This window comes from Streptomyces sp. NPDC107517, assembly GCF_055582645.1.
This window is the reverse complement of record NZ_JBVJPM010000024.1, coordinates 58,907-71,354: the sequence shown is the minus strand read 5'-3', so window position 1 is coordinate 71,354 and position 12,448 is coordinate 58,907. Positions and strand designations below refer to the sequence as shown.

General features: G+C 72.2%; 11 protein-coding genes. 4 read left to right on the top strand and 7 right to left on the bottom strand.

Annotation, left to right across the window (positions count from 1 at the left end; all coding sequences use genetic code 11):
* Window positions 1-160 precede the first annotated feature (160 nt).
* Entirely contained in the window at window positions 161-1,267 is a 1,107-nt protein-coding gene (locus ACZ67T_RS36495) for a winged helix DNA-binding domain-containing protein (protein WP_469990021.1), read from the top strand.
* 80 nt (window positions 1,268-1,347) lie between these two features.
* Here the strand turns inward: ACZ67T_RS36495 and ACZ67T_RS36490 are convergent, their stop codons facing one another.
* The 4 genes from ACZ67T_RS36490 to ACZ67T_RS36475 all read right to left on the bottom strand — a co-directional run bounded on the left by ACZ67T_RS36490 (window position 1,348) and on the right by ACZ67T_RS36475 (window position 4,894).
* A complete protein-coding gene (locus ACZ67T_RS36490; RefSeq protein WP_469990019.1) occupies window positions 1,348-2,391 on the bottom strand; it encodes a ketoacyl-ACP synthase III family protein in 1,044 nt (347 codons plus the stop codon).
* Between the two features lie 13 nt (window positions 2,392-2,404).
* A complete protein-coding gene (locus ACZ67T_RS36485) occupies window positions 2,405-2,632 on the bottom strand; it encodes an acyl carrier protein (protein WP_266559214.1) in 228 nt (75 codons plus the stop codon).
* 65 nt (window positions 2,633-2,697) lie between these two features.
* Window positions 2,698-3,900 carry an NAD(P)/FAD-dependent oxidoreductase gene (locus ACZ67T_RS36480; RefSeq protein ID WP_469990017.1) on the bottom strand — a complete coding sequence of 401 codons (1,203 nt, stop codon included), beginning with the start codon at window positions 3,898-3,900 and terminating at the stop codon, window positions 2,698-2,700.
* A 151-nt stretch (window positions 3,901-4,051) separates the two neighbouring features.
* Complete coding sequence (locus tag ACZ67T_RS36475; protein WP_469990015.1) at window positions 4,052-4,894, bottom strand: SDR family oxidoreductase; 843 nt, start codon at window positions 4,892-4,894, stop codon at window positions 4,052-4,054.
* A gap of 205 nt (window positions 4,895-5,099) precedes the next feature.
* On the opposite strand from ACZ67T_RS36475, the gene ACZ67T_RS36470 reads away from it, so the two are divergent.
* The 3 genes from ACZ67T_RS36470 to ACZ67T_RS36460 are packed head-to-tail and all read left to right on the top strand — an operon-like array spanning window position 5,100 to window position 8,018.
* Complete coding sequence (locus ACZ67T_RS36470; RefSeq protein ID WP_469990014.1) at window positions 5,100-6,614, top strand: amino acid adenylation domain-containing protein; 1,515 nt, start codon at window positions 5,100-5,102, stop codon at window positions 6,612-6,614.
* Between the two features lie 46 nt (window positions 6,615-6,660).
* Entirely contained in the window at window positions 6,661-7,434 is a 774-nt protein-coding gene (locus ACZ67T_RS36465) for an SDR family NAD(P)-dependent oxidoreductase (protein ID WP_469990012.1), read from the top strand.
* Between the two features lie 38 nt (window positions 7,435-7,472).
* Window positions 7,473-8,018 carry a VOC family protein gene (locus ACZ67T_RS36460; RefSeq protein ID WP_469990010.1) on the top strand — a complete coding sequence of 182 codons (546 nt, stop codon included), beginning with the start codon at window positions 7,473-7,475 and terminating at the stop codon, window positions 8,016-8,018.
* Window positions 8,019-8,086: 68 nt separating this feature from the next.
* On the opposite strand, the gene ACZ67T_RS36455 is transcribed toward ACZ67T_RS36460, so the two are convergent.
* Genes ACZ67T_RS36455 through ACZ67T_RS36445 form a run of 3 tightly spaced genes read right to left on the bottom strand, consistent with a single transcriptional unit; the run spans window position 8,087 to window position 12,304 of the window.
* Complete coding sequence (locus ACZ67T_RS36455; protein WP_469990064.1) at window positions 8,087-9,316, bottom strand: cytochrome P450; 1,230 nt, start codon at window positions 9,314-9,316, stop codon at window positions 8,087-8,089.
* Window positions 9,317-9,363: 47 nt separating this feature from the next.
* Window positions 9,364-10,788 carry an alpha/beta fold hydrolase gene (locus ACZ67T_RS36450; RefSeq protein ID WP_469990008.1) on the bottom strand — a complete coding sequence of 475 codons (1,425 nt, stop codon included), beginning with the start codon at window positions 10,786-10,788 and terminating at the stop codon, window positions 9,364-9,366.
* Window positions 10,789-10,810: 22 nt separating this feature from the next.
* Window positions 10,811-12,304, bottom strand: coding sequence for an MFS transporter (locus tag ACZ67T_RS36445; RefSeq protein ID WP_469990007.1), 1,494 nt, complete (start codon window positions 12,302-12,304; stop codon window positions 10,811-10,813).
* Between the last annotated feature and the right edge of the window lie 144 nt (window positions 12,305-12,448).

The window sequence follows — 12,448 nt, the reverse complement described above, 5'->3', positions numbered from 1 at the left end:
TTCTCTTTTTCAACCAGAAAGCCAACCGCCGTGTGTTGGGCAAAAGCGCCCTACTCGGTTTGGGGCCTCCCTTTTCCTCCCCCCGCCCCTTCCCCGCCCCACCACCGCGTTGTTCGTGGAGACACATGACAGTGCGACGACACAGCGAGAGGATCCCTTCGTGGTGACAGGAGACGCGGCGATGCTGGACCGGCGAGCGCTCAACAGGGCTTTGCTGGCACGGCAGTTGCTGCTCGAACGGACGTCGATGCCGGCGGCCGGGGTCGTCGGGCACCTGGTGGGCATGCAGGCCCAGGCGCCCAACCCGCCCTACATCGGCCTGTGGACGCGGATCGACGGCTTCCGTATCGAGGACCTGGCCGGCCTCGTCAGGGAGCGCGAGGTCGTCCGCATCGCGCTGATGAGGGGAACGATCCATCTGGTCACGGCCGACGACTGCCTGGCGCTGCGCCCCGTGCTCGACGGCTCGCTGCGGCAGGGCCTCAAGGGCACGTTCGGCCGCAAGCTCGAAGGGCTCGACCTCGCGAAGGTGGCCGCGGAGGGCCGGGCCCTGGTCGAGGGCGAGCCGCTGACGCTGGGCGGGATCGGCACCGCGCTCGCGGAGCGGTGGCCCGACCGGGACCCGTTCGCCCTCGCCAACGTCGTACGGACCCTGGTGCCGCTCGTGCAGGTGCCGCCGCGCGGCCTGTGGGGCGAGAGCGGACAGGCCGTGCACACGAGCGCGGAGTCGTGGCTCGGGCGGCCGCTCGCGGACAGCACGTCGCCGGACGCCATGGTCGAGCGCTATCTGGCCGCTTTCGGGCCCGCCTCGGTGAAGGACGTCCAGGCCTGGTCGGGCATGACGCGGCTCGCCGAGTCCGTGCAGCGGCTCGGGTCGCGCGTGCGCAGGTTCCGCGACGAGAACGGGGTGGAGCTGTTCGACCTGGCCGACGCGCCCCGGCCCGACGCGGACACCCCCGTCCCGGTGCGGTTCCTGCCGGACTTCGACAACATCCTGCTGTCGCACGCCGACCGCAGCCGCATCATCACCGAGGAGCAGCGCAAGCTCGTCTTCACCCGCAACGGGCTGATCAAGCCGACCTTCCTCGTCGACGGCTTCGTGCGGGGCATGTGGCGCATCGAGCAGAGGCGCAAGGCGGCGACGCTCGTTCTGGAGCCGTTCGGCCCGCTGAGCGGCAAGGACCACGACGCGCTCGTGGAGGAGGGCAACGCGCTGCTCGCGTTCGCCGCGGCGTCCGCCACCGCGCGCGACATCCGCGTGGTGTGACGGCGGACGCGGCGTCCGTACGACGACGCACGCGGCGGGGGAGAGACCGCGTTCCGGCCTCTCCCCCGCCGCGTGCGTGGTCAGTTCGCCCAGTCCGGGACGTCCAGGATCTCCAGGACGGTCGTCGTCCACACGTAGCCGGCGCCGGCCGCCTGGAGGACCACCAGGTCGCCGGGCTTCGGGTCGCCCGTCTCCATGATCCGGTTGAGGCCGAGGACCGGGTCGGCCGTTCCGACCATGCCCGTCGACAGGCCCCACTCGTGGGTCGTGCGCTCGCGGTCGACGCCGAGCAGTCCGTACAGGCCGTGGGTCACGATGGACAGGGCCAGGTTCTGGTGGAGGAAGAACCGGACGTCGGACAGCTCGATCTCCGCCTCGTGCAGCGCCTGCTTCATGGACAGCTGCACGCTGGAGGAGATCTTCTCGATCGCGTCGTCGAAGTCCATGTCCTCGGCGAGGAGGTAGTCCGACTTGCGCTCGCTGACGCCGACCGGCGCGCCGCCCGAGAACGGGGCGTCGGTCCAGCTCGCGCCGCTGCGGCCCATCGGCTCCAGGGACGGGTCGGCGTGCGAGTAGGTGGCGCGGACGCGGGCGAAGCCGCCCCGGCCGGACAGCACGAGGGCAGCCGCGCCGTCACCGTCGACGTTCTGCTCGTCGGAGCCCCACCGGTCGATGTACGGCATCCGGAAGGCGTCGCCGCCGGTGATGAGGACGGCGGTGACGTCGGGGCGCGAGGTCACGTACGAGGCGGCGACCTCGAAGGAGGCCAGCATGCCGTTGCAGCCCTGCTTGATCTCGAACGCCGGTCCGCTGCCGCCGACCGTCTCGCGCTGCACGAAGCTGGCGGGCGTCCAGAAGTCGAGGCCCTGGTGGCCTATGTAGCTGTGCAGGACGAGGCCGAACTCGTCGTGCCCGTGGCCCGACCTGGCCACCGCCTGGCGTCCCGCGACGGCCGCCATCGTGGGGCCCGTCTCGTCCTCGGCGGCGATGTGCACGGAGCGGAACCCGTTCAGGGACTGCTTCTGCTGCGTGTACCGGCCGGCCGCGATCGCCTCCTGCGCGGTCTCGATCCGCTCGGGCAGATACCCGCCCACTCCGGCGACGTACAGGTTGTTCCAGCGCATGTGAGTGTCTCCTTCAGGCCGCGTGGAGGTACGCGGCGAGGGTGGCGGGGGTGGGCACCTGGTAGATGCGGCGCACCGGGACCTTGACGCCGAACGCCTCCTGCACGCGCCGGGTCAGCTTGGACGCGAGCAGCGAGTGCCCGCCCAGGTCGAAGAAGCTGTCGTCCGCGGCCACGTCCGGCATGCCGAGCACCTCGCCGAACAGCAGGCACAGCTCGTTCTCCCACTGGGTTACGGTCATCGGGGCCTCCGTGGTCTTCCGCGTCTGGGTGTCGGGTCGGTCGTGCGCCGGGGACTCGGCGGGCGTCATGCCGCCTCCGCCGCGAGGCGGTCGTGCAGCTCCTCGTCGTACAGCTCGTCGACGGACATGCCGCCGGCGGCCACCGCGAAGTAGCGCTCCGTCAGGTCCGGGGAGTGCTGGATCATGCGGAGCATGGCGAGCCGGTCGGGGGTGACCTCCAGGCGGCTCACGAACAGGGTGTTGCGGTAGCCCTCGAAGAGGTCGTCCTGCAGCTGTTCCGCGTACCGGCTCAGTCCCTGCGCGAGCCGGTCCGGGTCGTCCAGGACGCCGGCGACCGAGTCGGCCAGCAGGTCGGCCTGGAGGAAGGCGTCGCTGATGCCGCGCGCCGTGATCGAGTCCTTGTGGTGGGCGGCGTCGCCGACCAGGGCCCAGCCGGGGCCGCTCGGGGTCCGGAAGAAGTTCTGCTGGTCGCCGGTGCCGCGCAGCCGCTCGACGCGCTCGCCGCCGTCCATGGCCCGCTCGTACAGGTCGGGGGCGGTGTCGCGGATGTTGCCCAGGTAGTTGTCGAGGGCGTCGCCGCGCACCTGGTCGAACTCGGACTGCGGGAAGTAGGCGGCGATCAGGGTGGCGTCGTCGTTCGTGGGGATCGCGCCGATCCAGCGCCCGGGCCGCTCGTAGAGCTCGAACTGCGACTTGATGCCCTGCCAGTACGTGAAGTAGATGCAGGACATCAGGGGGTCCTGCACGGTGAAGGGGGCGTCGACGGCGCGCGCCACGGCGGAGCGCATCCCGTCGGCTCCGACGACGAGGCGGGCCCGCTCCTCGACCGGCTTGCCTTCCGCAGAGCGGCACTTGACGCCCACCACGCGGTCGCCGTCGAAGACTAGCCCGGACACCGAGCAGCCGTCCCTGAACTCGGCTCCGGCGGCCACCGCGGCGTCGACCAGGATCTGGTCGAGCAGGTAGCGGCGCGGCGCGTAGGCGGCGGACTGGCCCTCGTGGGGCACCGTGCCGCCGTCGAGGCGGACGTCGTCGCCGACCTGGTAGATCGTCCGGTCGAGCGCCGGGCAGCCGGTCGCACGGACGGCGTCGAGGATGCCCCAGCGGTCGAGCCGCGCGATGCCGGGCTGATGGATGTAGTGCGTGGACAGTGTGTCGCTGGGGAACCGCGCCCGGTCGACGAGCAGCACCCGATGGCCCGCCCGCGCCAGGAGCAGTGCGGAGGCGGCACCCGCGACGCGAGCCCCCACCACGATGACGTCGTACATTCCGGACCTCCAAGTCACGGACATGCCCCTCGGTTCGGCGGTGGGCCGGGCGGTGTGCCGCCCGGCCCACCGGGGTTCGGGGCAATCTGAGGGCACCTTGGCAGCCTGTTCTTGAGACCCGCTCGACCGCCCCGGCCCGGCTTCCGTGCGCTCAGTCCCGGGCGGTGAATCCGCCCTGGTTCTCCTTGGCCCACTGCTCGAAGGTCCGGGCGGGCCGGCCCGTGACCCGCTCGGCGTCGGCGACCGTGGCGGGCCGGTCCACGGCGGCGGCCCACTGGTCGAGGAGCGAGGTGAGGATGGGCGCGGGCACGAACCGCCCCATCTCCTCGACGGCCTGGTCCCGCGTCAGTTCGTGGACCGGGATCTCGTGTCCGAGGAGCCCGCCGAGGATGCCGAGTTGCTCGCGGAAGGTGAGGGAGCGCGGGCCGGTGAGTTCGACGGTCCGGCCGAGGTACGCGTCGTCCTCGAGCACGGCGACGACGACGTCGGCGATGTCGTCCTCGTGGATCGGCGCGGTGTGGGCGCCGGGGAAGGGGATCCGTACGGGCTGTCCGCCGCTGATGGCGTGGCTCCAGCCGAACGCGTTGCTCGCGAAGGCGCCTGGTCGCAGGACGGTGCCCGGCACCCCGGACGCCTCGAGGGCGGACTCGACCGCCGCGTGGTGGGCCGCCAGCGGGTCGGAGTCGGCCTGGGGGCCGGAGACCGTGGAGGAGGACAGCAGGACGACCTGCCGGACACCGGCGCGTGCGGCGGCCGCGAACAGTTCCTTCGCTCCCTCGGACTCGGCGTAGAGGAACACCTTGTCCACGCCGCTCAGCGCGGCGTCGAAGGTGGCGGGACGGTTCAGGTCGAGCTGGACGGCGCCCACACCGGCCGGAACGCTCAACTCCTCAGGTGTGCGGCTCGATGCGCGCAGGGGGTGTCCCGCGCTGTGCAGGCGGTCCAGGACGCGGCGTCCGATGTTGCCGCGTGCACCGGTTACAAGGATGGTCACGAAAGTACTCCCGTCGAGTGCTGTGCCGGTCCGGACGGTGGGGAGGCCGACGAGGTACCCGTCGGCCCCAAGCGGAGCCGGCAGTTCAGTCAACCGTGCGGGACTCGTGCCTGACTCGATCCGAGTGCGCATACGTCCGGGTCCACTCGCAGTCGAGCCCGCCGGAGCACCCTGCCGCCCCGGGACTTCGAGAGGAGACAGGCCGATGACATCGGTAGTCGCAGCGTTTCGCCGTCGGGTCGCCGACGCCCCCGACACCGTGGCGGTCTGCGCCGGTGACGACCGCCTCAGCTACGCCGGGCTCGACCGCTGGGCCCGCCAGGTGACGCACCAACTCACCGACGGAGCAGGCGCGTTGCCCGGCGACCGGATCGCCGTCTGCCTGGACCGCTCGCCGGAGCTGATCGCCGCACTGCTCGGCGTCCTCGGCGCGGGCGCCGCGTTCGTGCCGATCGGCCTCACGGATCCCGCGCAGCGGGTCGCCGAGGTCTTCGCCGACTCCGGGGTGCGCGCCGTGCTGTGCGAGCCGGACGACGCGGACCGCTTCGCCCCGTACGGGGTGCCGGTGCTGCACGTCGCCGCCCGCCCCGCGCCGGACGCCGCGGCGCCCCCGGAGACGTACACCGTCCGGCCGGACGACCTCGCGTACCTGATGTACACCTCGGGGTCCACGGGCCGGCCGAAGGCCGTGATGGTCGAGCACCGCAACATCACCAACCTCGTCACGGAGCCCAACTACGTCGACCTCGGCCCGGACGACCGCATCCTGCAGCTGGCCCCCGTCGCCTTCGACGCCGCCACGTTCGAGATCTGGGGCGCGCTGCTCAACGGCGCCCGGCTCGTGCTCGCTCCACCGCAGGAGGTCCCGGCCGAGGAGCTCGGCGCGCTGCTGCACGGCGAGGGCATCACCGTGCTCTGGCTGACCGCCGCGCTCTTCCACCGGCAGATCGACGTGGACGTGAAAGCGTTCGCGGGGCTGCGCGCGGTGCTCGCGGGGGGTGACGTGCTGTCCGTGCCGCACATCGACGAGCTGCGTGCGGCGGTGCCCGGCTGCGCGGTCGTCAACGGCTACGGGCCCACCGAGACCACCACGTTCGCCGTCTGCCACCGCATCGGCGCGCACGAGGACCTCGGCCGGTCCGTCCCGATCGGCACCCCGCTGCAGAACGTCGACATCCGCATCGTCAGGGACGACGGGCGGCCCCTGCCCGACGGCGAGGCGGGCGAGCTGTGGATCGGCGGCGCCGGGGTGTCCCGGGGCTACTGGCAGCGCCCGGACCTCACGGAGAAGGCCTTCGTCACGGCTCCCTGGGACAGTTCGGCGGGCCGCTTCTACCGCAGCGGCGACCTGGCCAGGCGGCGCCCGGACGGCGTCATCGAGTTCCTGGGGCGGGGCGACGACCAGTTCAAGCTGCGCGGCTTCCGCATCGAGCCCGGTGAGCTGGAGAGCGCCCTCGCCGGCCATCCGCAGGTGCGCAGCGCCGCCGTCGGGGTCCGCGAGAGCCATCTCGCGGACCGCCGTCTCGTGGCGTGGGTGGTGCCGGCCGGCGACGCGCTCGACCGGCGCGCCCTGCGCTCCTACCTGCGCGAGCGCGTGCCCGAGCACATGATCCCGGCCGCCTTCGTGTCCCTGGCCGAACTGCCCATCACCGGCAACGGCAAGACCGACCGCAAGGCGCTGCCCGCACCCGACTGGACGTCCAGGTCCATCTACGTCTGACGCCCAACCATCCCGATAAGCCCAACTCGCCCCGAAGGGACGGAGCATGACCATCCAGCCGTTCACAAACCAGTACGTCGTGGTCACGGGCAGTGCCACTGGCATCGGCCTGGCCACCGCCCTCGACTTCGCCAAGCAGGGCGCCGCCGGCGTGATCATCACCGGGCGCCGCGCCGACCGGCTCGCCCAGGCGGCGGAACTGCACCCCGCCCTCGTCCCGGTGACGGCCGACGTCAGCACCCGGGAGGGTGCGGACACGGTCGCCGAGGCGGTCGACGCGATGGGCGGCACCCTCGACGTGCTGGTGCACAACGCCGGTGTGCACACCATCGGCGCCGCCGGTGAGATCGACCCGGACACCGCACGCAACCTTTTCGACATCAACGTCCTGGGCACCGTCATCCTCACCAACCGGCTGCTGCCGAGCCTGCGTTCACCGGGCGGCAGCATCGTGTTCGTCACGAGCCCCGCCGGGCACAACCCGACGCCGATGGCCTCGGTCTACGCGGCGAGCAAGGCCGCCGTGAACACCTTCACGCGCTCCTGGGCCCTCGAACTCGCCCCGAAAGGCATCCGCGTCAACGCGGTGGCTCCGGGCTGGGTGCGTACCGAGGTCTACGAGAGCCACGGCATGTCCACGGAGCAGGTCGACGAACTCTTTGCCCAGGCGGCCAAGTCCGTGCCCCTGGGCGTGACCGGAGTACCCGAGGACGTCTCGCAGTGGATCACGCTGCTCGCGGCGCCGAGCAGCGCGTGGATGACGGGCCAGATCCTCACGATGGACGGCGGCGCCGACCTCGTGCGGGCCCGCCAGGTCTGACCCCCGTACCGAACCGCAGAAGAAAGGACGGCACACCCATGCCGCAGACCACCGACCAGCACGACGACGGGCCGGCGGCGGCCCCGGTCCTCGATCCTCAGGCCCTGTTCCACACCGGTCTGGTGGTGGAGGACCTGGACCTGGCGATGAAGACGCTCAGCGAACTGGCGGGCTACCGCTGGACGACCGTGATGGAGCTGGAGGTCACGGCGCGCGCGGCAGACGGCGCCCTCACGCACGCCTCGCAGCGCTTCGCGCTGTCCGTCGACGAGCCGCGGCTCGAACTCGTCGAGGCCATACCGGGGACGGTGTGGGTGTCCGACGGCAGCAACGGCGCGCACCACGTAGGGTATTGGGCCGAGGACGAGCGCATCGTGGAGATGTCGGCGGCGCTCGACGCGCTCGGGTTCGCCGTGGAGGCCTCCAACGACTTCGAGGCCGACGGCAAGCTGATGTGGGTCTACCACCGCGGCCTCGGCGGCATCAGGATCGAGCTCCTGAACAAGCTCATGAAGCCGTCCATGGACGCGTGGATCGCGGGGGCGGACCCGGCGGCGGTGCAGCAGGACGCGCCCATCGGCTGACCCCCTCCCACCAGACAGCGAAGTGCCCCCGCCCGAAGGCGGGGGCACTTCGCTGTCCGGGCCGCCGGTCAGGGGCGCAGGGTCACAGGCAGGGTCTCAAGGGCGTGGTTGATGCCGCCCAGGTGCCAGGGGATCTCGCTCTCCGGCACCGCGAGGGACAGGTCGGGGAAGCGCCGGACGAGGCCGTCGATCGCGACCTCCAGCTCCATGCGGGTCAGTTGCTTGCCCAGGCACAGGTGCATGCCGTGACCGAAGGACAGGTGCGGGTTGGGGGTGCGGGCGAGGTCGAGGCGGTCCGGGTCGGGGAACACGCGTCCGTCCCGGTTGGCCGCCGAGATCGCGATCACGACCGCGTCCCCCTTGGCGATCCTGACCCCGCCGAGCTCCAGGTCCTCCGCGGCGATACGCGGGTTGCCGGCCGAGTCGGTGGAGAACAGGTTGACGTGGCGCAGCAGTTCCTCGACGGCGCGCGGGATGCGCGTGCGGTCCTCGGCGAGCCAGTTCCACTGGTCGCGGTGGTGCGCGATGAGCGCGAGCACCGAACTGGCCAGCTGGTTGGCCGTGGTGTCGAAGCCGGCCCCGATGAGGGTGAAGGCGAACGTCACCAACTCCTGCTCGCTGAGCCGGTCACCGCTGTCGCGGGCAGCGATCAGGTCGGACAGCAGGTCCTCGGCGGGGTGGGCGCGCTTCTGCGCGACGACGTCGACCATGGACTCGGTCAGCTTCGCCAGACCGTTGACCGAGTCGGAGTCCTCCCCCTGGTCGTCCACCGTGACAAAGTCCCGCGCGTGCGCGGCGAAGAGCCACAGCACCTCCATAGGAACGCCCAGCAGCTTGCCGATGACGGTGAGCGGCATCGGCACGGTGAACCGCTCGACGAGGTCGACGGGACCGGACGAGGTGGCCATGGCGAGCGGGTCGAGCAGGTCGTCGGCGATCCGCTGGATGCCCGGCCGCATCTGCTCGATGCGGCGCGCGGTGAACGCCCCGGCGGCGAGCCTGCGCAGCCGCGCGTGCTCGTCACCGTCCATCGAGATGATCATGTCGGGCGTCGAGGTCATCGCCCCGCCGATCCGGGGCGCCCCCGGCTTCACGGTCTCGGCACGGCTGAGGCGGGGGTCCGCGAGCGCTTCCCTGGCCTCGTCGTACGCGGTCACCAGCCAGGCGTCCACGCCGCCTTCCGTACGCACGCGTACGACGGGCGCCTCGGCCCGCAGCCGCGCGTACTGCGGAGCGGGGCAGCGGTAGGACGAACCGGCGAGGGGGAACACCTGTGTCTCCTGGACCTCTTCGGTCACGTTCAAGACAGCACCTCCACAGTGGGCGCGGTTGGGCGACGCCGGTCTCAGGCGTCGGCGGGTACGTCCGGGCGCGGGGTGCGGCCCGGGCAGGCGGAGCGGGCGGGGGGCAGGGTGCCGTCGACGAGGTAGGCGTGGACGACGGTGTCCACGTGCGGGTTGCCGCCGAGGACGTACACCTCGTGCTCGCCCGAGTCCTCGACGGTCAGCAGGTGGTGGCCGAGGCGTTCGGCCATGGCCACGCCGCCGTCGTAGTGGTCCATGGGGTCGCCGTCGGCCTGCACGATCAGGCCCACCGGGTAGCCGTCGCGGGTGAGGTCGACGGGCTCCTCCGGGGCCTCGAACGCGCGGAACGCGCCCACCCACGGCTGGGCGCGAAGGACGCCGTAGCCGTACGGGAACCGCTTCCGGAACTCCCGCATGTCCTGGTAGTAGACCTCCAGGTCGGCGGGCCAGGCGTGTTCCAGGGTGATGGCTTCGAGGACGCCGACGCGCAGGTCGCCCTCGCTGTCGGCGGGGCGCCAGGTGCCCTGTTCGGCGAGCAGTTCACGGCAGGCGTCACGGTCGCCGGCACCCGCGGCGCGGTGCAGCACGGACACCAGGGTGCCCAGCGTCTCCCACTGGCCCCGGTCGGCGGCGCGGTTGCCGACGGCCCCGTCGAACAGGGTCCGCAGCCGCACCCCGTCCTCCTCAAGCGCCTCCAGGGCCGTGACCGCTTCCTCGACGGTGCTGAGCACCTGGTCGGGCGTGCGGCCCGCGCCGAAGGTGCCGTGCCGCTCACCGGCCCAGCGCGCCCACAGGTCGACGTTGCGCTGGACGGCGTCGCCCTGCTGGAGGAACTGTTCGCGCCAGGTCCACTCGGGGCCCACGCAGGAGTCGAGGACGAGGCGGTCGAGGGCGGCCGGGAAGAGGCTGCCGTAGACGGCGCCGACGTAGGCCCCGTACGCGTACCCGACGAAGTTGATCTTCTCCTCGCCGAGCACCGCGCGGATCACGTCCATGTCGCGGGCGGTGTTGCGGGTGCTGATGTGCGGGCGCAGGTCGCCGCCGGCGCGGGCGCAGGCCTCCTCGCGCAGCCGCATGTCCTCGGCGAGCGCCGCGAAGGCGTCGTCCGGGGGGCGGGAGTCGAAGGGGGCCTTGGGGACGGTCACTTCGGCGTACAGGTTGGTCGACTCGCCGATGCCGCGCGGGTCGAAGCCTATGAGGTCGTACACCTCCTGGAGGGGGGTGTCGGCGTAGGCGGCGGGCAGGTCGCGGCCGCGTCCCCAGTCGCCGCCGGGGCCGCCGTTGACGGCCAGTAGGATGCCGCGCCGCCGGGCCGGGTCGGTGGCGCGGCGGCGGGTCAGGGCGAGGGTGATCTTCTCGCCGTCGGGTTCGGCGTAGTCGCGGGGGACCTCGATCGTCGCGTGTTCGACGTGGTCCGTGTCGGGTGCGGGCGACCAGGCCGGCCGCTGTGTGTGGAACGTGCTCACCACCGCGAAACCTCCGTTCTCGTCAGGCGGCAACCTTCTCGGTGTCGCCTCGAGGGCTACTGGACTGCTTCCGGACCGGGACGAAGAGCGCGGCGAAGAGGCCCGCGACGGCGAACACGGCGGCCCCGGTGAGGGCCAGGCCGTACCCGGCGGCGCGCGCGTCGGCGAGGCTCGCGCCTGCCCCGGTGCGTGCGTCGATTCGGGCCGCCGACAGGGCGGCGAGGGTCACCAGGCCGACGGCGCTGCCGAGTTGGCGGGTGGTGTTGAGGAGCCCGGAGGCCAGGCCCGCCTGGTGCGGGGCGAGGCCCGCGGTGGCGGCGTTCGTCGTGGCGTTGAGGACGGCGCCCATGCCCGAGCCGAGGAGGACGCAGGGCCCGAGCACGTCGGTCAGGTAGCTCGAGCCCGCGTCCGCGGCGGACAGCCAGAACAGGGCTCCGGCGGCGAGAGTGAGGCCGCCGAGCAGGATCGGGCGCGGGCCCGTCCTCGGCACGAGCGGCGCGATCCCCCAGCCGCCGAGCGCCATGCCGACCGAGAGCGGGAGGTAGCTGAGGCCGGTGCGCAACGGGCTGTAGCCGAGGACCTGTTGGAGGACGAGGGTGAAGAAGTAGAAGGTGCTGAAGAGGGCGGCGATGCCGAAGAAGGCCACCAGGTTCGCGGCGGCGACCGAGCGGTTGCGGAAGATGCCGAGCGGCACCAGGGGGTGCCGGGCGAACCGGGCCTGGATCATCAGGAACGCGGCGAGCAGCAGCGCCCCGGCGAGGAGCGGGCCGAAGACGCGCGGCGCCCCCCAGCCGTGCGTGGCGTACTGGGAGACGCCGTAGACGGCGGCCATCAGGCCGAGGGTGACGGTGACGGCGCCGGGCACGTCGAGACCGCTGCCCCCGGCGCCGGCCCTGCGGGGGCGGGTCTCGGGGACGACCCAGCGGACGGTGGCGAGCAGCACGATCCCGATGGGCACGTTGACGAGGAAGATCCAGCGCCACGAGAACCATTCGATGATGACGCCGCCGGCCAGTACGCCGATGGCGCCCGCGGCCCCGGAGACCGCGCTCCACCAGCCGAACGCCCGGGCGCGGGCGGCCGGTTCGGTGAACGTCGTGCCGAGCACGGTCAGGGTGGCGGGGGCCATGACGGCAGCGCCGACGCCCTGGAAGGCGCGGGCGAGGACCAGGGTCACCGGGGCGTCGGCGGCGCCTCCGACGAGGCTGGCGAGGGTGAACAGGCCGACGCCGCACAGGAAGATGCGGCGCTGGCCGAAAAGGTCCGCGAGGCGCCCGCCGAGCAGCAGGAAGCCGCAGACGACCACCGTGTAGGCGTTGTTCACGAGTTGCAGGTTGTGCTGGGTGAAACGCAGGTCGGCGGCGATGACGGGCAGGGCCACGTTCACCACCGACGCGTCCAGCACGTTCATGAACTGGCCCAGGCAGCAGGCGGCCAGGACGAGGGAGAGCCGGTGGCCCGCGCCGCCCCCGCCGCGTCCGGCGGCCGTGTTGGGGGTCCGATCGGTGACTGTCATGGCGGGCACGCTGCGCCGGACCGATCGACCAGCGGTAGCGACACGGTCGAGTCCGCACAGGCGATCGAGAGTTCCTCCACCGCGATTGCAGGGCCGCTCGCCACAGTCCGTGCGGAACCACCGCACGGATGGCCGATATTCCAC